The organism is Mycobacterium sp. TH-M103 (genome assembly GCF_057473785.1).
Map to the genome: position 1 here is coordinate 1 of NZ_JBYCLG010000282.1, position 18,386 is coordinate 18,386.

General features: G+C 70.8%; 20 protein-coding genes and 1 pseudogene. 14 read left to right on the plus strand and 7 right to left on the minus strand.

The genetic code is table 11. The features are described 5' to 3' along the window. Together AC2VOR_RS15975 and AC2VOR_RS15980 are read left to right on the plus strand one after the other, a co-directional pair. Window positions 1-609 (plus strand): DUF58 domain-containing protein (locus tag AC2VOR_RS15975; RefSeq protein WP_486964098.1); only part of this gene is annotated, 609 nt, incomplete at its 5' end. Further along, window positions 606-1,613, plus strand: coding sequence for a VWA domain-containing protein (locus tag AC2VOR_RS15980; RefSeq protein WP_369739113.1), 1,008 nt, complete (start codon window positions 606-608; stop codon window positions 1,611-1,613). The genes AC2VOR_RS15975 and AC2VOR_RS15980, both read left to right, overlap by 4 nt. Window positions 1,614-1,638: 25 nt before the next feature. On the opposite strand, the gene qcrB is transcribed toward AC2VOR_RS15980, so the two are convergent. Next, a complete protein-coding gene (gene qcrB / locus AC2VOR_RS15985) occupies window positions 1,639-3,276 on the minus strand; it encodes a cytochrome bc1 complex cytochrome b subunit (protein WP_369739112.1) in 1,638 nt (545 codons plus the stop codon). Between the two features lie 171 nt (window positions 3,277-3,447). On the opposite strand from qcrB, the gene AC2VOR_RS15990 reads away from it, so the two are divergent. Genes AC2VOR_RS15990 through AC2VOR_RS16005 form a run of 4 tightly spaced genes read left to right on the plus strand, consistent with a single transcriptional unit; the run spans window position 3,448 to window position 6,718 of the window. After that, complete coding sequence (locus tag AC2VOR_RS15990) at window positions 3,448-4,017, plus strand: TetR/AcrR family transcriptional regulator (RefSeq protein ID WP_369739111.1); 570 nt, start codon at window positions 3,448-3,450, stop codon at window positions 4,015-4,017. 52 nt (window positions 4,018-4,069) lie between these two features. Further along, on the plus strand, window positions 4,070-4,837 hold the full coding sequence (fabG1, locus tag AC2VOR_RS15995) for a 3-oxoacyl-ACP reductase FabG1 (protein WP_369739110.1): 768 nt from the start codon (window positions 4,070-4,072) through the stop codon (window positions 4,835-4,837). A gap of 45 nt (window positions 4,838-4,882) precedes the next feature. Continuing rightward, window positions 4,883-5,692, plus strand: coding sequence for an NADH-dependent enoyl-ACP reductase InhA (gene inhA, locus AC2VOR_RS16000; RefSeq protein WP_369739109.1), 810 nt, complete (start codon window positions 4,883-4,885; stop codon window positions 5,690-5,692). A gap of 6 nt (window positions 5,693-5,698) precedes the next feature. Further along, window positions 5,699-6,718, plus strand: a complete 1,020-nt coding sequence (locus tag AC2VOR_RS16005) for a ferrochelatase (protein ID WP_486964099.1) — start codon at window positions 5,699-5,701, stop codon at window positions 6,716-6,718. A 6-nt stretch (window positions 6,719-6,724) separates the two neighbouring features. On the opposite strand, the gene AC2VOR_RS16010 is transcribed toward AC2VOR_RS16005, so the two are convergent. Next, a complete protein-coding gene (locus AC2VOR_RS16010; protein WP_369739107.1) occupies window positions 6,725-7,645 on the minus strand; it encodes a hypothetical protein in 921 nt (306 codons plus the stop codon). A 57-nt stretch (window positions 7,646-7,702) separates the two neighbouring features. On the opposite strand from AC2VOR_RS16010, the gene AC2VOR_RS16015 reads away from it, so the two are divergent. From AC2VOR_RS16015 to AC2VOR_RS16025, 3 genes are all read left to right on the plus strand, one after another. After that, the gene (locus AC2VOR_RS16015) at window positions 7,703-8,134 is read left to right on the plus strand and encodes an NfeD family protein (RefSeq protein ID WP_486964100.1); all 432 of its coding nucleotides are present in this window, start codon (window positions 7,703-7,705) and stop codon (window positions 8,132-8,134) included. A 37-nt stretch (window positions 8,135-8,171) separates the two neighbouring features. Then, entirely contained in the window at window positions 8,172-9,305 is a 1,134-nt protein-coding gene (locus tag AC2VOR_RS16020) for an SPFH domain-containing protein (protein WP_369739105.1), read from the plus strand. A gap of 113 nt (window positions 9,306-9,418) precedes the next feature. Next, window positions 9,419-9,775 (plus strand): DoxX family protein, encoded by a 357-nt coding sequence (locus AC2VOR_RS16025; RefSeq protein WP_369739104.1) that lies wholly within the window; start codon window positions 9,419-9,421, stop codon window positions 9,773-9,775. On the opposite strand, the pseudogene AC2VOR_RS16030 reads toward AC2VOR_RS16025, so the two are convergent. After that, window positions 9,772-9,861: pseudogene (locus AC2VOR_RS16030) on the minus strand (nitroreductase family deazaflavin-dependent oxidoreductase); the annotation flags it as partial. The gene AC2VOR_RS16025 and the pseudogene AC2VOR_RS16030 sit on opposite strands and share 4 nt — an antisense overlap. Window positions 9,862-10,086: 225 nt before the next feature. Between AC2VOR_RS16030 and AC2VOR_RS16035 the strand changes: the two are divergent. Then, window positions 10,087-11,439 (plus strand): MFS transporter, encoded by a 1,353-nt coding sequence (locus AC2VOR_RS16035; RefSeq protein ID WP_486964109.1) that lies wholly within the window; start codon window positions 10,087-10,089, stop codon window positions 11,437-11,439. A gap of 19 nt (window positions 11,440-11,458) precedes the next feature. Here AC2VOR_RS16035 and AC2VOR_RS16040 read toward each other — a convergent pair whose 3' ends face one another. From AC2VOR_RS16040 to AC2VOR_RS16050, 3 genes are read right to left on the minus strand one after another with little or no spacing between them, the layout of a single operon-like run. Further along, entirely contained in the window at window positions 11,459-11,857 is a 399-nt protein-coding gene (locus tag AC2VOR_RS16040) for a hypothetical protein (protein WP_486964101.1), read from the minus strand. A gap of 49 nt (window positions 11,858-11,906) precedes the next feature. Then, entirely contained in the window at window positions 11,907-12,314 is a 408-nt protein-coding gene (locus tag AC2VOR_RS16045; RefSeq protein ID WP_486964102.1) for a type II toxin-antitoxin system VapC family toxin, read from the minus strand. Beyond that, window positions 12,311-12,544, minus strand: a complete 234-nt coding sequence (locus AC2VOR_RS16050; RefSeq protein WP_486964103.1) for a FitA-like ribbon-helix-helix domain-containing protein — start codon at window positions 12,542-12,544, stop codon at window positions 12,311-12,313. Before AC2VOR_RS16050 ends, AC2VOR_RS16045 begins: the two co-directional genes overlap by 4 nt. 84 nt (window positions 12,545-12,628) lie before the next feature. Here AC2VOR_RS16050 and AC2VOR_RS16055 point away from each other — a divergent pair, with 84 nt between their 5' ends. Next, a complete protein-coding gene (locus AC2VOR_RS16055; protein ID WP_486964104.1) occupies window positions 12,629-13,339 on the plus strand; it encodes a response regulator transcription factor in 711 nt (236 codons plus the stop codon). Beyond that, window positions 13,336-14,805: a sensor histidine kinase gene (locus tag AC2VOR_RS16060; RefSeq protein ID WP_486964105.1), complete on the plus strand. Its 1,470-nt coding sequence runs from the start codon at window positions 13,336-13,338 to the stop codon at window positions 14,803-14,805. The genes AC2VOR_RS16055 and AC2VOR_RS16060 overlap by 4 nt, the downstream gene beginning before the upstream one ends. 143 nt (window positions 14,806-14,948) lie before the next feature. Here the strand turns inward: AC2VOR_RS16060 and AC2VOR_RS16065 are convergent, their stop codons facing one another. Next, window positions 14,949-15,683, minus strand: a complete 735-nt coding sequence (locus tag AC2VOR_RS16065; protein ID WP_486964106.1) for a TVP38/TMEM64 family protein — start codon at window positions 15,681-15,683, stop codon at window positions 14,949-14,951. Between the two features lie 166 nt (window positions 15,684-15,849). On the opposite strand from AC2VOR_RS16065, the gene mutA reads away from it, so the two are divergent. Beyond that, window positions 15,850-17,703: a methylmalonyl-CoA mutase small subunit gene (gene mutA, locus AC2VOR_RS16070; protein WP_486964107.1), complete on the plus strand. Its 1,854-nt coding sequence runs from the start codon at window positions 15,850-15,852 to the stop codon at window positions 17,701-17,703. A gap of 5 nt (window positions 17,704-17,708) precedes the next feature. Beyond that, the coding region (locus AC2VOR_RS16075; RefSeq protein ID WP_486964108.1) for a methylmalonyl-CoA mutase family protein at window positions 17,709-18,386 on the plus strand (678 nt) is incomplete at its 3' end.

Sequence of the window (18,386 nt, forward strand, 5' to 3'; positions counted from 1 at the left end):
GAGAAGCGCGACCTGGCGGTGGCGGCGGCGGCCGCGATCACCTACCTCAACAGCGGGGGCGGCAACCGGCTCGGCGCGCTGATCACCAACGGCGAGAGGATGATCCGCGTGCCCGCGCGGTCCGGACGCCAGCACGAGCAGACGCTGCTGCGCACCATCGCCACCACCCCGCGGGCGCCGATCGGGGTGCGCGGGGATCTGGCCACGGCCATCGACGCGCTGCGCCGCCCGGAGCGTCGGCGCGGTATGGCGGTCATCATCAGCGACTTCCTGGGGCCGATCAACTGGATGCGCCCGCTGCGGGCGATCGCGGCCCGCCACGAGGTGCTGGCCATCGAGGTGCTCGACCCCCGCGATGTCGAACTGCCCGACGTCGGCGACGTCGTGCTGCAGGACGCCGAGTCCGGGCTGACCCGCGAGTTCACCATCGACGCCCAGCTGCGCGACGACTTCGCCAAGGCGGCCGCGGCGCACCGCGCCGACGTCGCGCGCACGATCCGCGGTTGCGGCGCACCGGTTTTGACGCTGCGCACCGACCGGGACTGGCTCGCCGACATCGTGCGTTTCGTGGAGTCCCGGCGGCGTGGGGCACTGGCGGGGCGGCAGTGACGTTGCCGTTGCTCGGCCCGATGTCGTTGTCCGGCTTCGAACACGCGTGGTTTTTCCTGTTCCTGCTGGTGGTCGCCGGGCTGGCCGTGCTCTACGTGCTGATGCAGTTGGCCCGGCAGCGGCGGATTCTGCGGTTCGCGAACATGGAGCTGCTGGAAAGCGTCGCGCCCAAGCGGCCGGCCAAGTGGCGGCACGTGCCGGCGATCCTGCTGGTGGCCGCGCTGGTGTTGCTCACCGTCGCGATGGCCGGCCCCACCCGCGACGTGCGGATTCCGCGCAACCGCGCGGTGGTGATGCTGGTGATAGACGTGTCGCAGTCGATGCGCGCCACGGACGTCGCGCCCAACCGGATGGTCGCCGCGCAGGAGGCCGCCAAGCAGTTCGCCGAGGAGCTGACCCCGGGTATCAACCTCGGGCTGATCTCCTATGCGGGCACCGCGACGGTGCTGGTGTCGCCGACCACCAACCGGGATGCGACCAAGAACGCGCTCGGCAAGCTGCAGTTCGCCGACCGGACCGCCACGGGTGAGGCCATCTTCACCGCGCTGCAGGCGATCGCGACGGTCGGTGCGGTGATCGGGGGCGGCGACACCCCGCCCCCGGCGCGCATCGTGTTGTTCTCCGACGGCAAGGAGACGATGCCGACCAGCCCCGACAACCCCAAGGGCGCGTTCACCGCCGCGCGCACCGCCAAGGACCAGGGGGTGCCGATCTCGACGATCTCGTTCGGCACGCCCTACGGCTTCGTCGAGATCAACGACCAGCGTCAGCCGGTGCCCGTCGACGACGAGACGCTCAAGAAGGTGGCCCAGCTGTCCGGCGGCAATTCCTACAGCGCGTCGAACCTGCAGGAGCTGAAGGCCGTCTACGCCTCGCTGCAGCAGCAGATCGGCTACGAGACCATCAAGGGCGACGCCAGTGCCGGCTGGCTGCGGCTGGGGGCGCTGGTGCTGGCGCTGGCGGCGCTGGCGGCGCTGCTGATCAACCGCCGCCTGCCCGCCTGACGGCCCTGCCCGGCTCGGTGCGCCGTTACGGCTCCGGATCGTGGCCGTTGTCGCCGTTCTGGCGCCCGCGCAGCGCCGTCAGGGCGCGCCGTTCGCCGGCGTGGGCCGCCTCGCGCAGGGCCGCCGCTTCGGCGGGTGGATCGGCGAACAGGAGGCTGCCGGCGCCCGGTCGGCCGCCCGCGCCGAGTTTGTTCACGCGCTTGGGCACCGGAGCGCCCTGGTAGGGCAGCGGGACGGGGTGGCCGTGCTCGTCGACCGGACCCAGCGGCTGGTGCACCTCGATGTAGGCGCCGTGTGGCAGGCGCTTGATGATGCCGGTTTCGATGCCGTGCTCGAGCACCGCGCGGTCGCTGCGCTGCAGACTCACACACCAGCGGTAGGTGACGAAGTAGACGATCGGCGGGAGCACCACCATCCCGATGCGCCCGATCCAGGTCGTCGCGTTCAGCGAGATGTCGAACTTGTAGGCGATGAGGTCGTTGAACGACGAGAACGTCAACACGAGGTAGAACGCGATCGCCATGGCCCCGATGGACGTGCGCACGGGGACGTCGCGCGGACGCTGCAGCAGATTGTGGTGGGCGGCGTCGCCGCTGAACCGCCTTTCCAGGAACGGGTAGGCGATGAGGACGGCGAAGATCACGCCCATCAGCACCGCGACGGCCACGGCGGCCGGAACGGTGTGGTGCCAGAAGTACAACTCCCAGGCCGGCCACAGCCGCACCAGCCCGTCGGTCCACATCAGGTAGAAGTCGGGCTGCGAGCCGGCCGAGACGTGGGATGGCTTGTAGGGGCCCAGGTTCCAGATCGGGTTGATCTGCATCAGGCCACCCATCAGTCCCAGCACGCCGACGATGGCCGCGAAGAACGCGCCGGACTTCACCGCGAACACCGGCATCACCCGCACGCCGACAACATTGCGCTCGGTGCGGCCCGGCCCGGGGAACTGGGTGTGCTTCTGGAACCACACCAGCGCCAGGTGTAGTCCGATCAGCGCCAGCATGATGCCCGGGAAGATCAGGATGTGGATCGCATACAGCCGCGGGATCAGGACGTCGCCGGGGAAGTCCCCGCCGAACAACGCCCAGTGCAGCCAGGTGCCGATCACGGGGATTCCCAAGGTGATCGACGACAGGGCGGCCCGCAGGCCGGTGCCCGAGAGCAGGTCGTCGGGCAGCGAGTAGCCGAAGAAGCCCTCGAACATGGCCAGGATCAGCAGCAGCGACCCGATCACCCAGTTGGCCTCGCGCGGCCGCCGGAACGCGCCGGTGAAAAAGACGCGAGCCAGGTGCACCATGATCGCGGCGGCGAACATCAGCGCGGCCCAGTGGTGGATCTGGCGCATGAACAACCCGCCGCGCACCTCGAAGGAGATGTCGACGGTCGAGGCGTAGGCCTTCGACATCTCGATGCCGCGCAGCGGCTGATAGACGCCCTTGTAGGTGACCTCGGTCATCGACGGGTCGAAGAACAGGGTCAGGTACACGCCGGTGAGCAGCAGCACGACGAAGCTGTACAGCGCGATCTCGCCGAGCAGGAACGACCAGTGCGTCGGGAACACCTTGTTCAGCTGGCGGCGCAGCGCCGCCGACGGGTGGTAGCGGGTGTCGATCTCGTCGGCTCTGCGGGCCAGCCGTGCACCCGCTTCGTTCTTCCGGTCCATGCGGTTCACTCCCAAGTCCACGGCGCTGGATTCACCAACCGTACAGTAATGAACTAACAGACCACTAGTGATCGAGGGGTATGATTCTGGTCTCCTTGTTCATCGGATAGTTTTCTTTGCGGACCACCCGTGAACCGCTCGAGCGCTCGCCGCGGGAAAGGAAGCGCACCGATGACCGACCGCGGCCGCCCATCGAGCGCGCCGGGCGAAGACGCCCGGATCACCCGAACCCGGGCCGACGTCGCGCGTACGGCCTTCGACGTGCTCGTCGAGGAGGGCTCCGAGGCGCTCACGCACGCTCGCGTCGCCGAGAAGGCCGGCTATTCCAAGACCACGCTCTACAAGCACTGGCCGTCGCGCCCCGACCTCGCCGCACTCGCCTTGGAGTCCCTGCGGAACTTCGAACACCACGAGCCCACCGGCGATCTGCGCGCCGATCTGATCGGGGAGCTCAAGACGTTCCGGCAGGCGGTGCTCGACCTGCGCCTGGACCGGGTGCTTGCCGCGATGGCCGAGTGGGCGATGGCCGATGCGATGAACCGGGTCAGGGACGAAATCAATTCCGAAGGCCAGCGGCCGATCCGCACGATGCTCGCCCAGGCTTTCGCGGAGGGGCCGGAGTTGGAGGCGGCGGTCTCCATGCTCTCCGGCGTGGTCGCCTGCCCGTCGCTGATGTTCGGCACGGTGCCCGGCGACGACGTCATCGAGGCCGCCGTCGACATCGTCCTGCGCCGTCGTTGAGTCGCGGCGAGCCGATTGCAGTCCCCGCCCGGCAAGGCGCTAGGTTGACGGAGTGACTGACACAGCCACCGACGCCACCACCGAGAACGCCGCCGAAGCGGTCAGGCCCCCGTTCGTGTCCCGTTCCGTCCTGGTCACGGGCGGCAACCGGGGGATCGGCCTGGCGATCGCGCGGCGGCTGGCCGCCGACGGACACAAGGTGGCCGTCACCCACCGCGGATCCGGGGTGCCCGAGGGGCTGTTCGGCGTCGAGTGCGACGTCACCGACGAGGCCGCCGTCGACCGCGCCTTCAAGCAGGTCGAGGAGCACCAGGGCCCCGTCGAGGTGTTGGTGTCCAACGCCGGCGTGTCTGCGGACGCCTTCCTCATCCGGATGACCGTGGAGAAGTTCCAGAAGGTCATCGACGCCAATCTCACCGGGGCTTTCCGGGTGGCTCAGCGGGCGTCGCGCAGCATGCAGAAGAAGCGGTTCGGCCGGATGATCTTCATCGGTTCGGTCTCCGGCACCTGGGGCATCGGCAACCAGGCCAACTACGCGGCCTCCAAGGCCGGCGTGATCGGCATGGCCCGCTCGATCTCCCGGGAGCTGTCGAAGGCCAACGTGACCGCGAACGTGGTTGCCCCGGGCTACATCGACACCGACATGACCCGTGCGCTCGACGAGCGCATCCAGGAGGGCGCCCTGCAATTCATCCCGGCGAAGCGGGTCGGCACCGCCGCCGAGGTCGCCGGGGTGGTCAGCTTCCTGGCGTCCGAGGACGCCAGTTACATCTCCGGTGCGGTCATCCCGGTCGACGGCGGCATGGGCATGGGCCACTGAGCCAGAACTGAGCCACCACTGAGCCAGAAGGAAACAAGGACGGACATGGCAGGACTGCTCGAAGGCAAACGAATCCTGGTCAGCGGGATCATCACCGACTCGTCGATCGCGTTCCACATCGCCAAGGTGGCTCAGGAGGCGGGGGCGCAGTTGGTGCTGACCGGGTTCGACCGGTTGCGGCTGATCCAGCGCATCGCCGACAGGCTCCCCGAGAAGGCGCCGCTGATCGAGCTCGACGTGCAGAACGAGGAGCACCTGAACACGCTCGCCGACCGGGTGAGCGAGGCGATCGGGCGGGACCACAAGCTCGACGGCGTGGTGCACTCGATCGGCTTCATGCCGCAGACCGGGATGGGCATCAACCCGTTCTTCGACGCCCCCTACGAAGACGTCTCCAAGGGCATCCATATCTCGGCGTTCTCCTACGCCTCCCTGGCGAAGGCGTTGTTGCCCATCATGAATCCCGGCGGCAGCATCGTCGGGATGGATTTCGACCCGAGCCGTGCCATGCCCGCCTACAACTGGATGACCGTGGCCAAGAGCGCGCTGGAATCGGTGAACCGGTTCGTGGCCCGCGAGGCCGGCAAGTACGGTGTGCGCTCCAATCTCGTTGCCGCCGGGCCGATCCGGACGCTGGCCATGAGCGCGATCGTCGGCGGCGCGCTGGGCGACGAAGCCGGCGCCCAGATGCAGCTGCTCGAGCAGGGCTGGGACCAGCGCGCGCCCATCGGCTGGAACATGAAGGACCCCACGCCGGTTGCCAAGACCGTGTGCGCGGTGCTCTCCGACTGGCTGCCGGCCACGACTGGGACCATCATCTTCGCCGATGGCGGCGCCAGCACCCAATTACTGTAGGCACCAATGCAATTCGATGCCGTCCTGCTGCTGTCGTTCGGCGGGCCGGAAGGTCCCGAGCAGGTGCGGCCGTTCCTGGAGAACGTCACCCGCGGCCGTGGCGTTCCGCCCGAACGCCTCGACGAGGTCGCGCAACACTACCTGCACTTCGGCGGGGTGTCGCCGATCAACGGGATCAACCGGGCGCTGATCGCCGAGTTGCAGACAGAAACCGGGCTACCGGTGTACTTCGGCAACCGCAACTGGGAGCCCTACGTCGAGGAAACCGTTGCCACGATGCGCGACAACGGCGTTCGGCGGGCGGCGGTGTTCACCACGTCGGCGTGGAGCGGGTATTCCAGCTGCACCCAGTACGTCGAGGACATCGCCCGGGCCCGGCGGGTGACCGGGCCGGGAGCGCCCGAGCTGGTCAAGCTGCGGCCCTACTTCGACCACCCGCTGTTCGTTGAGATGTTCGCCGAGTCGATCGCTGCGGCCGCCGCCACGATGCCTCCCGGGCGACGCGATGCCGCGCGGCTGGTGTTCACCGCGCATTCGGTGCCGGTGGCCGCCGACCGGCGCTGCGGCCCGAACCTCTACAGCCGCCAAGTCGGTTATGCCGCAAGGCTGGTCGCGGCGGCCGCCGGCTACGCCGAGCACGACGTGGTGTGGCAGTCGCGGTCGGGCCCGCCACAGGTGCCCTGGCTGGAACCCGACGTCGCCGACCACCTGGGGGCGCTGGCGAAGGGCGGCAACGACGCCGTCGTCGTGTGCCCGATCGGCTTCGTCGCCGACCACATCGAAGTGGTGTGGGACCTCGACCACGAGTTGCGCCTGCAGGCCGAGGCGGCGGGCATCGCGTTGGCCCGGGCTGCAACACCCAACGCCGACAGGCGATTCGCCCGGCTGGCCGCCGGTTTGATCGACGAACTGCGCGACGACCGCACGCCGCTGCGGGTGGGCGGCCGGAATCCGGTGCCCGGCTGCCTGGCCAGCGTCAACGGCGAGCCGTGCCGCCCGCCGCACTGCGTGGCGCCGCAACAGTAGCGACCCTCACTCCGTCCACGCCGAGTGCAGGATCGCGGTGACGGCGGCCATCCGCGCCGAACGCACCACCGCGTTCAGCGGCAGCAGCGCGTCGTTGGCGATGCGGGACTCGGAGGAGGATTGCGCCGCGATCGGTTCCAGCCCGGCGAACCCGCCCCGGGGGGAGTCCGACAATCGGCTGAGCCCGGCGCTGACCGCGATGATGGCGTCGACGTGCGCGGCGTTCTCCAGCACCCGCAGTGCGCGTGACGGTGCATGGTCGGGAATCCGGTGCTGCCGTGTGGATTCCAGCAGCTGCTCGACGAGCCCGCGCGGGTCGTCGACGTCGGACGATGCCGACCCGAGACCGAGGGTGCCCAGCGCGTCGGCGGCCGACCGCACGGCCGAGCGCAGCGAGTACTCGGCGTCACCGAGGTCGTGGTGATGCGGCACCGGCACACCGGGCAGCGAGTAGACCGTCCAGGACAGCGCGGACGATTCGGGCAGGCCCGCGTCGTCGTCGGCGTCCTCGAAGTCGCCGTAGCCGAACTCGGGCACCAGTCCGACGGTGCTGCCGGGAGCGCCGGGGCCGGCAACGATGATCGCCTCGCCCGCGGCCAGGGCGTCGCGCTGAAACTGGGTTCCGGCGGCCAGCCCCCGCACGTCGCCGGGCACCGGCAGCAGCACGTTGATGCTGCCGCGCAGACCGCCGGGACCACCCGCCGGGCGCCCCACTGCCGTGCGCAGGGTCTGCAACAGCGACACCGCCCCGGCGTCGTTGACGTCGGGCCAGGGCAGGCCGGTGTGGCCCGCGGCGACCGCATCATACGCGGTCACGGATTGCTTTGGCGCCCAGAGGGATAACGCGTCCAGGACGTCATCGGGCGCGGCCTTGCCCGCGAGCCAGGCGTTGCCCCACAGGGACAGCGAAACACTGGGACACCACACGATGTCGCAGTGTAGTTGCTTTGTCCCGCGTCGGCCGATCACGCGTATTCTGGCCGCATGCCCGGCGCGGCGCTCTGGCTGATCTTCGCACTGGTGCTCTCCGGCGCGGAGGCCCTCACCGGCGACATGTTCCTGCTCATGCTCGGTGGCGGCGCGCTGGCTGCCTCGGCGGTCACCTGGCTGGCGGACTGGCCGATCTGGGCCGACGGGTTGGTGTTCCTGATCGTCTCGGTCCTGCTGCTGGTGCTGGTCCGGCCGGCGCTGCGGCGCAAGCTGACGCCCCGGGCGCCGCAGCTGGGCATCCAGGCGCTGGAGGGCAAGAATGCGCTGGTGCTCGACCGGGTGGCCCGCGATGCGGGCCAGGTCAAGCTCGACGGCCAGGTGTGGACGGCCCGGCCGCTGAACGACGGCGATGTCTACGAACCGGGGGAGTCGGTCACCGTCGTGCACATCGACGGCGCCACCGCGGTGGTGTTCAGGACCGCGTGACGGCGTTCGACAGACGCTGCGAGAGAAAGGAACTCCGGTGCAAGGAGCGGTAGCCGGCCTGGTGTTGCTGGTGGTTTTGGTGATCTTCGCCGTCGTCGTGGTGGCCAAGTCGGTCGCGCTCATCCCGCAGGCCGAGGCGGCGGTGATCGAACGGCTGGGCCGGTACAGCCGCACGGTCAGCGGTCAGCTGACCCTGTTGGTTCCGTTCATCGACCGCGTGCGCGCGCGGGTGGATTTGCGCGAGCGGGTGGTGTCGTTCCCGCCGCAGCCGGTGATCACCGAGGACAACCTGACCCTCAACATCGACACCGTGGTCTACTTTCAGGTCACCAGTCCGCAGGCGGCCGTGTACGAGATCAGCAACTACATCGTCGGGGTCGAGCAGCTCACCACCACCACGCTGCGCAACGTCGTCGGCGGCATGACGCTGGAGGAGACCCTGACCTCCCGCGAGGTGATCAACGCCCAGCTCCGCGGCGTGCTCGACGAGGCCACCAACCGGTGGGGCCTGCGGGTGGCGCGGGTCGAGTTGCGCAGCATCGACCCACCGCCGTCGATCCAGGCCTCGATGGAGAAGCAGATGAAGGCCGACCGCGAGAAGCGGGCCATGATTCTGACCGCCGAAGGCATGCGGGAGTCGTCGATCAAGGAGGCCGAGGGGCAGAAGCAGGCGCAGATCCTGGCCGCCGAGGGCGCCAAGCAGGCCGCGATCCTTGCCGCCGAGGCCGACCGGCAGTCCCGCATGCTGCGCGCCCAGGGCGAGCGCGCCGCGGCCTACCTGCAGGCGCAGGGGCAGGCCAAGGCCATCGAGAAGACGTTCGCCGCGATCAAGGCCGCGCGGCCCACCCCGGAGTTGCTGGCCTACCAGTACCTGCAGACGCTGCCGGAGATGGCGCGCGGTGACGCCAACAAGGTGTGGGTGGTGCCCAGCGACTTCAACGCCGCGCTGCAGGGTTTCACCCGGATGCTGGGCAAGCCGGGCGAGGACGGGGTGTTCCGGTTCGAGCCGTCGCCGGTTGACGAGGCGCCGCAGCGCGAGACCGATGACGCCGAGGTCGCCGACTGGTTTTCGACTGAGACTGATCCGGCGATCGCGCGGGCGGTGGCCAGGGCCGAGGCGATTGCGCAGAAGCCGGTGGAGGGTCACCGGCCGCCGGAATTGGGCCAATAGTCAACAGATCGGCGCGCGGGACGAGAGCGTGCCGTGTCGGCGTCGGTCGCCGGTTATAGCAGGCCGCCGCCGTTGCCGCCGGCGCCGCCGGCGCCGCGCAATAGGATCTGCACATGAGCGTGCTGACTTCCCCGAAAACATATGCGGCGCTTGCCGCGTTCCATGCCGGCGATGCGGTGGCCTGCGCCATCCCGGTAGCCCCGATCAAGAAAATCCTCGACGACCTCGATGTCCCCGAGAGCGTGCGGCCGGTGCTGCCGGTGGTCAAGGCCGCCGCCGCGATCGGCCTGCTGTCGGTGAGCCGGTTCCCGGCGCTGGCCAGGCTGACCACGGCGATGCTGACGCTGTATTTCGTCCTGGCGGTCGGTGCGCACATCCGGGCGCGGGACAAGATCGTCAACACCCTGCCGGCTGCGGCGTTTTTGACCACCTTCGCCGTCATGACGGTCAAGGGACCCGACCGCAGCTAGTCGAGACGCAACTCGACCAGCGGTAGCGGCGTGCCCGTCTCGGTGATCGGAACGCCGAGCGTCGTCTCCAGCACGGGCCGGAGCTGCGCCCGCGCGGGCCTTGAAGATCCAGATCGGTGCGCGCATCAGCCGCCGCGACCGGAGCAGACGTCCACCCAGCCTGCCGCGAAGGGAGTTTGCCGACATTCGTGCCATCCTCGCAGTTTGAGCGGCCGTGATCCACGCGAACGCGTAGACCCCGCCCGTGGCGGGTACGTCACCGCTCGATGAGAACGAAAAGATGGTCGCGGGACGAAATTCGGGTCGCCGACATGGATGCGGCGCACCGCTCCATCCAGGGCACCGCGATCGGCAACTTCATGGAGTGGTACGACTTCAGCCTCTACAGCTACACGGCGACCACGCTGGCGCAGGTCTTCTATCCCGGCAACACCTCCAGCACCGGCAACCTGATCGCCACATTCGGCACGTTGACCGCGGCGTTCGGGGTGCGGCCCCTCGGCGGATTCATCTTCGGCCCCTTGGGCGATCGCATCGGGCGCAAGAGGGTATTGATGATCACCATCGTGCTCATGGCGGCGAGCACGACCGCGACCGGCCTGTTGCCGGGCTACGGCACCGTCGGGGCCTGGGCGCCGATCCTGCTCGTCCTCATCCGCGTCTGTCAGGGGTTGTCCACCGGCGGGGAGTTCGCGGGCGCCATGACCTACGTCGACGAACACGCCCCGGACCGAAAACGCGGCATGATGGCCGGGTTTCTGCCGATGGGCACGCTGAGCGGCTACGTCGCGGGTGCGGGCCTGGTGACGGCGCTGCAGGTCCTGCTGTCGACCTCGGACATGACCAGCTGGGGCTGGCGCCTCCCGTACTTTCTCGGCGCGCCGCTGGGCCTGGCGGCGCTGCTGATGCGGCTGCGCATCGAAGAGTCGCCCGACTACGAGGAGATGGGTGAGGACGAGCGCACAACCTCTGGTCGTGAACAGTTCCGCAAGACGGTGCTGGGGCAGGGGAAGGCGCTGGTGCTGTGCGTCTGTCTGGAGCTGACGATCAGCGTCGTCAGCTACATGACCACCGGATACCTGCCCACGTACCTGAAGAAGACCGTGGGCCTGCCGGACAACCCGGCGCTGGTGATGCTGCTGATGGTGCTGGTCATCCTGATGACCGTGGTGGTGTTCGTGGCGAGGCTGTCCGACCGCGTCGGCGTCAAACCCCTGATGTGGACCGGCTGCGTCCTGCTCATGACGGCGTCGATACCGGCGTTCATGTTGATGCGCGCGGGTGGCTACCCGACGAAGTTCGCGGGCGTGCTGATCGTGGGGCTGACCCTGCTGTGCTTCAACAGCGTCGAGCCGGCGACGCTGCCGTCCCTGTTCCCGACCAACGTCCGCTACGGCGCGGTGTCCGTCGCCTACAACATCGCGGTCTCTGCCTTCGGCGGGCCAACCCCGCTGATCGCCGAGTCGCTGGTCTCCGCCACCGGCAACGCGCTGATGCCGGCCTACATCCTGATGTTCGCCGGGCTGGTCGGCGCCGCGACGCTGTTCTTCACCCCCGAGGTGGCCGGCAAGCGGCTGCCGGGCTCGGGGCCTGCGGTCGAAAGCGAGGAGGAGGCGCGCGCACTGGTCGGGAAACAGCGCGACGCGCGGCCGGCCCCGCGCTGAGGCGCGCAGGTCGGCGTGCTCAGCTGTGCGGGGCCGGCGGCTGGGCCGGGGCCGGCGGCCCGCCCGGCGGTGGCGGTGGTGGTGGCCGGAAGCCCCGCGGCGGCCCGGCCGGTCCGGGCGGCCCGAAGCCGAAGCCGTCGGACGTGAGTCCCGGCATCGGCGGCGGCGGGGGGCCGGGATGCAGGTGCGGGGCCAGCAGCGGCGGCGGGGGCGGTGGTCCGGGTGGCCCGGCGCTGATGATCCAGGCGAAGGCGATCGCCGCGACGGTGCCGACCGCGCCGACCAGCGCGCCCGCCACGGCGGCGCCGACCACCACGGGCGTGGAGTGGCGGAGTGGCTCGCGCGGTGGGGCGGCGGCGGGTGCAGGAATGGGTGCCGGGGTGACTGCGGGGTTGTGGTCGTTGTCTTCGGTGCTCATGTGCCCGGACGTTAGGAGCCGGACCTGAAGTGGGTCTGAAGAAGTTGCGTCAGTTGTCGTCGGGAACCGACACCGCGCAGGCGATGCCCGGTGCCCGCGCGATCCGCCGGTCCAGCGTCACCAGCGGGGCGGCCAGGAGCTCGGCGAGCGCGACGTAGGCGGCGTCGTGACAGGACAGGTTCGCTCGCAGCTCCCACACCCGGGCCGCCAGCAACTCGTACGGCCACAGGTCCACCGGTAGGTCGAGCAGGTCGGCGTGGGCCTGCGCGGCCTGGTCGGCGCCGATCGCCGCGGCGAGTTCGGCCCGCCTGATGACGTTGCCGCATTCGAACGGAAACACCGCGGGCGCCACCAGTTCGGCGTCTGTCAGCTGTGCCGTCGCCCACAGGCCGTCGCTGCCGGAATCCAGCAGGACGGCGACCATGGCCGAGGCATCGCAGACGACGCGCTCGCTCACCGGCGATCGGATTCTTTCGCGGCGAGGATGGCGTCCGCGTCGAGGCGCACGCCGGTCGCGTTCACCCGCGCGCGGGCCCGGGCGACGACGTCGCGTGCCGTCGGCTTGGCCGCCGTCGCGACGAGCAGGCCGCGAAGGTATTCCTGCAGCGACTGGCCCGACCGGGCGGCACGCGCGGCCAATTCGTCGCGGACGTCGTCGGGGATGCCGCGGATCGTGATGGCCACCATGCAGGCACATTAGCAGCGATAGCAGCAGAGTAGGTGCAGAGCGATCTTCAGCCCAATCCCAGAAAGGGGCATTACAAAGGGGGCATGGCCGATTTGCTGGGGGCGGGCGATCGGCTCACTGCGGGCACCCCGCGGGTGCTGGTGGTCGAAGACTCCCAGACGATCCGCGAGATGGTCGGCGAGGCGCTCACCGAGGTCGGCTACCACACCGACGTCCGCCGTGACGGCGACGAGTTGGAGGAGGCCCTCGACGGGCTGCGGCCCGACCTGGTGGTGCTCGACGTGATGTTGCCGGGGCGGGACGGGTTCGCGCTCATCGACGTGATCCGCGAGTGGGGAGACATCGGGATCGTGCTGATCACGGCCCGCGACGCCCTGCAGGACCGGCTGCGCGGCCTGGACGGCGGTGCCGACGACTACGTCGTCAAACCCTTCGAGCTCGCCGAACTGGTGTCGCGGGTCGGCGCGGTGCTGCGCCGGCGCGGACGGTTGCCGCGGGTCGTCCAGGTGGGCGACCTGGTGCTGGACGTCGAGGCCGGCGTGGCCGCGCGCAACGGGCACCGGCTGGAGCTGACCGGCACCGAGCTGCGGCTGCTGGCCTTCCTCGTCGAGCAGCGCGGCGGCATCGTCAGCGCCGGGCAGATCCTCAACGCCGTGTGGGGCTATGACGCCTACGACCCCAACCTGGTGCAGGTCCACGTCAGCGGCCTGCGGCGCAAACTCGAGGCCCACGGGCCGCGCATCCTGCACACCGTCCGCGGTATCGGTTACCGCCTGCAGCCGCAGCGGCCGTGACGACGCCGACGCCGTCGCTGCAGCGCCGGGTGACGGTGGTGCTGCTGGCGTTGCTGGCCGGCCTGCTGGTCGTGCTCGGTGCCACCATCGACGTGAGCCTGGGCGTGCTGGCCCGCCGGAACCTGCACGACCGGCTGCTGGCGGCGACGTCGCGCGCCGACGCGCTGACCGCCGCCCGGACGCCGCCGGACCTGCTGGCCGCCGAGCTCAACGGGGGTGGTGTGCGGGCGTTGCTGGTCACCGCCGACGGCGCCAGCTACGGCGACCGGGGCATCAGCCCCGACGCCCGCTCCGGCGAGTTCGTGCCGCCGCCCGGTCCGCCCCCTCCGCCGCCGCACGGCCCGCCCCCGCCCGGCATGCCCGCCTGGCCGCCCCCGCCGCCACGACCGCCACCGCCGCCACCGCCGGACGCGACCGCAACGGTCGTGGTGCACCCCTTGCCCGGCGGCGCCCGGCTCGTCCTGGTCGCCGACACCACGCAGACCGCGCAGGTGACCCGCCAGCTGCGCGGGCTGATGATCGGGGCCGGCCTGGCCACCCTGCTGTTGGCGGCGCTGCTGGTGGTCGCGGTCAGCCGGGCAGCGCTGCGGCCGTTGGACCGGCTCACCGCGCTGGCCGACGACATCACCACCGGGGACCGGGGCCGTCGCCTGCATCCGGACCGCGCCGACACCGAATTGGGCCGCGCCGCGGGCGCGTTCGACCGGATGCTGGACGCTTTGGAGACCTCCGAGCGGCAGGCCCGGCAGGCCGCCGACACGGCCAGGCGCGCCGAGGCGGCGACCCGGCAGTTCCTCGCCGACGCCGCCCACGAGCTGCGCACCCCGATCGCCGGCATGCAGGCGGCGGCCGAACAGATCGCCGGCAGCGCCGTCCGGCACCGGGAGGACCCCGCCGCGCGCGGGCAGTACCGCAGGGCGGGCCTGCTGCTGGCGGACGCCCGTCGCGCCGGGCGCCTCGTCGCCGACATGCTGGATCTGAGTCGCATCGACGCCGGGATTCCGCTGCAGGTCGCAGACGTCGACCTGGCAGCCGTCGTGGACGCCGAAGCGGACCGGACCACGCTGCTGGCGCCGCAGCTCACCGTGATCCGTACCGGCCTGAGCGAGCTCGCCGTCACCGCGGACTCGACGCGGCTCGCCCAGATCATGGCCAATCTGCTCGACAACGCGCGCCGGCACACCCCGGGCGGGGGTGCCATCCACATCGACGTCGCCGTCAGCGACGGCGCCGCCCGGGTGACCGTCACCGACACCGGACCCGGTGTTCCCGACGCCGAGCGCGAACGCATCTTCGAGCGGCTGGTGCGCCTGGATGCCGGCCGCGCCTACGATCACGGCGGCGCCGGCCTGGGCCTGCCGATCGCCCGTGCCCTGGCCCGCGCGCACGGCGGCGAGCTGGTGTGTCTGCCGCGCGAGGGCGGGGCGCAGTTCGTGCTCACCCTGCCCCTGGGCGAGGGAGCGTGACGACGGCGGTCAGGTGCCACCTGTCCAGCCAGGGCTGCACCAACTCTGCCAGGAGAACTCCACCGGAACCGAGCATCCCGCGTGCGGATTGGCCGGGTTGCCACCGCGGATCTCGATGCCGGGGCGCTAAAAGTGCGGTTCGCTCAGCGGCCGACGGCAGGCTCGTGGCGGTGCTGACGCCGGTAGTGGCGAACCTCGAACACCAGCCCCAGCAGCCCCAGGGCGGTCGTGCACAGCGACACCAGATACAGCAGCGGGTCGGGGTGACCGGCCAGCGCGTCGCCGAGGACCACCACGGCGACGGTGCCGGGCAGCAGGCCGGCGACGGTGGCCACCGCGAACGGCAGCACCCGCACGGCCGACGCGCCGGCGGCGTAGTTCAGCGCGGAGAAGGGTACGACGGGAATCAGCCGCAGCGACAATACCGCCGGCCAGCCCCGCTCCCGCAGGCGCGTGTCCACCTTGTCGACCGCGCCGTGGCGAACCAGGCGGCCCAGTTGCCATCCCGCGGCGCGTACCAGCAGCAGGGCGATCACCGCGCTGGCGGCGCTGGCGGACACCGCGATCAGCACGCCCAGCAGCGGGCCGAACAGTAGCCCGGCGGCCAGCGTGAACGCCGTGCGGGGAATCGGCACCACGGTGGCGACGACGTGCGCGGTCAGAAACGCCAGCGGGAACCACGGTCCCACGGTTTGCGCCCAGTCGCGCACCTGCACCGCGGTCGGTAGCGGCACCAGCAGCGCCACCGCCACCACGACGCCGATGCCGAGCGCAGTCGCGATGGCGCGCGGCCGGGACAGCTGACGCGCGGTCGCGCCCAGCGCGCATCCGACGCTGCGCAGGACGCCGGTGGATTTGCCGGTGGCGGGGGCCGTCACGTCTTCAAAGGTTACGGGCCGCGGGTGAATATCGCGTTGCCCGAGTCTGGCGTTTCGCGATGGCGACCTCCCCGCGGGAGGGCCGCAGCCGATCAATTAGCCTGGTTAGCAAGTGGCGACCCGGGATGGGGAAGATTGCCAATTCCTGCGATTACAGGAGCAGTCGGTGTCCGTGGACGTACCAACGGAGGTACCTGCCGAACCAGCAGCCGGTCAGGAAGCGCTGGCGCGCTGGCGCACCGCGGTCGCGGGTGTGCTGGCCAAGAGCGCCCGGCGTGACCCCGCGGAGCTGGGTAAGGAACCCGAGCGCTCGCTGGACACCCCGACCTATGACGGGTTTGCCGTCCGGGCGCTCTACACCGCCTTCGACGAGCTGCCCGAGCCGCCGCTGCCCGGCGAGTGGCCCTACGTGCGCGGTGGCGACGCGGCGCGCGACGTCAACGCCGGCTGGAAGGTCGCCGAGGTGTTCCCCAGGCCCGGCGCCGACGACGGCAACGCGGCGGTGCTGGCCGCGCTCAACGACGGGGTTAGCGCGCTGCTGGTCCGGGTGGGGGAGTCCGGCGTGGCACCCGGGCAGCTCGGCGGCCTGCTCGCCGGCGTGCACCTGGACCTGGCGCCGCTGATCCTGGACGCGGGCGCCGACTATGCGGCGGCCTGCGACGCGGTGCTGGAGCTGGTCGACCGGCTGGATGCCGGCGCGACACCGGCGGTGGACCTGGGCGCCGACCCGCTGAGCGCGGCGCTGGGTGGCCGGCCGTCGTGCCCGGTGGAGGACGTGATGGCGGTCGCGGGCCGGACAGCCGGGCGCCGCGGCGTGCGGGCGATCACCGTCGACGGACCGGCCTTTCACAACCTGGGCGCCAGCGCGGCGTGGGAGCTGGCCGGCAGCGTGGCGGCCGCGGTGGCCTACCTGCGGATGCTCGTCGAATCGGGGATCCCGGTCGGCGACGCGCTGCGCCAGATCAGCTTCCGGCTGGCTGCCGACGACGACCAGTTCATGACGATCGCCAAGCTGCGGGCCGTTCGCCGGCTGTGGGCGCGGGTCGCCGAGGTGGCCGGTGACGCCGACGGCGGCGCGGCGGTGCTGCACGCCGAGACCTCGCTGCCGATGATGACCCAGCGCGACCCGTGGGTGAACATGCTGCGCACCACGGTGGCCGCGTTCGCCGCGGGTGTCGGCGGCGCCGACACCGTCCTGATGCACCCGTTCGACGTCGCGATCCCGGCCGGCTTCCCGGGCGTATCGGCCAGCTTCGCGCGCCGCATCGCGCGCAACACCCAACTGCTGCTGCTCGAGGAGTCCCACGTCGGACGGGTGCTGGATCCCGCCGGCGGCTCGTGGTTCGTCGAAGAACTCACCGACGAGCTGGCCCGCGACGCCTGGGGGCACTTCCAGGAGATCGAGTCCCGCGGCGGGTTCGCCGACGCCCGCGGCTACCTCGCCGGGCAGATCGCGGTGGTGGCCGCGCGCCGCGCCGAGGACATCGCGCACCGCCGCACCGCGATCACCGGCGTCAACGAGTTCCCGAACCTGGCCGAGGCGGCTCTGCCGCAACAGGATTCGACGCCGACGGTGGCCCGCTACGCCGCCGCGTTCGAGGCGCTGCGGGACCGCTCGGATTCCTTCCTGGCCCGTACCGGCGCCCGCCCGCGGGCGCTGCTGTTGCCGCTGGGCCCGCTGGCCGAGCACAACATCCGGGCGACGTTCGCCGCCAACCTGCTGGCCTCCGGCGGGATCGAGGCGGTCAACCCCGGGCCGCTCGACGCCGCCGGCGTCGCGCAGGCCGTGTCCGACGCCGGCTCACCGGAGGCGGCGGTCATCTGCGGCACCGACAAGCGCTACGGGGACGAGGCGGCGGGCGTCGTGGCGGCGGCCCGCGGCGCCGGCGTGGCGAGGGTGTACCTGGCCGGGCCGGAGAAGGCGATGGGCGATGCCGAGCCTCGGCCCGATGAGTACCTGACCGCGAAAATCGATGCGGTCGAAGTCCTGTCGAATCTGCTCACCCGATTGGGGGCGTAGCCGCGATGACCGCAAGCACCTCAGTGATCGGCAGTTTCGCCGACGTCCCGCTGCAGGGCGACCGCGCCGGGCGGCCGCCCGCCGCCGCGGTGGATCGGGACGACAGCTGGCACACCCCGGAGGGCATCGACGTCAAGCCGGTCTACGTCGCCGCCGACCGCGCCGCCGCGCAGGCCGAGGGGTATCCGCTCAACAGCTTCCCCGGCGAGCCGCCGTTCATCCGCGGGCCCTACCCGACGATGTACGTCAACCAGCCGTGGACCATTCGCCAGTACGCCGGGTTCTCCACCGCGGCGGACTCCAACGCGTTCTACCGGCGCAACCTGGCCGCCGGCCAGAAGGGCCTGTCGGTGGCCTTCGACCTGGCCACCCACCGCGGCTACGACTCCGACCACCCGCGCGTGCAGGGTGACGTCGGAATGGCAGGCGTGGCAATCGATTCCATCCTCGACATGCGGCAGCTGTTCGACGGCATCGACCTGTCGGCGGTCAGCGTGTCGATGACGATGAACGGGGCCGTGCTGCCGATCCTGGCGCTGTACGTGGTGGCCGCCGAGGAGCAGGGGGTGCCGCCGGAGAAGCTGGCCGGCACCATCCAGAACGACATCCTCAAAGAGTTCATGGTGCGCAACACCTACATCTATCCGCCCAAGCCGTCGATGCGCATCATCTCCGACATCTTC

Coding starts and splice junctions, on each gene's coding strand:
- qcrB (WP_369739112.1), bottom strand. CDS start 3,276: ATGGACCGGAAGAACGAAGCGGGTGCACGGCTGGCCCGCAGAGCCGAC.
- AC2VOR_RS15990 (WP_369739111.1), top strand. CDS start 3,448: ATGACCGACCGCGGCCGCCCATCGAGCGCGCCGGGCGAAGACGCCCGG.
- inhA (WP_369739109.1), top strand. CDS start 4,883: ATGGCAGGACTGCTCGAAGGCAAACGAATCCTGGTCAGCGGGATCATC.
- AC2VOR_RS16005 (WP_486964099.1), top strand. CDS start 5,699: ATGCAATTCGATGCCGTCCTGCTGCTGTCGTTCGGCGGGCCGGAAGGT.
- AC2VOR_RS16015 (WP_486964100.1), top strand. CDS start 7,703: ATGCCCGGCGCGGCGCTCTGGCTGATCTTCGCACTGGTGCTCTCCGGC.
- AC2VOR_RS16025 (WP_369739104.1), top strand. CDS start 9,419: ATGAGCGTGCTGACTTCCCCGAAAACATATGCGGCGCTTGCCGCGTTC.
- AC2VOR_RS16035 (WP_486964109.1), top strand. CDS start 10,087: ATGGATGCGGCGCACCGCTCCATCCAGGGCACCGCGATCGGCAACTTC.
- AC2VOR_RS16040 (WP_486964101.1), bottom strand. CDS start 11,857: ATGAGCACCGAAGACAACGACCACAACCCCGCAGTCACCCCGGCACCC.
- AC2VOR_RS16050 (WP_486964103.1), bottom strand. CDS start 12,544: ATGGTGGCCATCACGATCCGCGGCATCCCCGACGACGTCCGCGACGAA.
- AC2VOR_RS16055 (WP_486964104.1), top strand. CDS start 12,629: ATGGCCGATTTGCTGGGGGCGGGCGATCGGCTCACTGCGGGCACCCCG.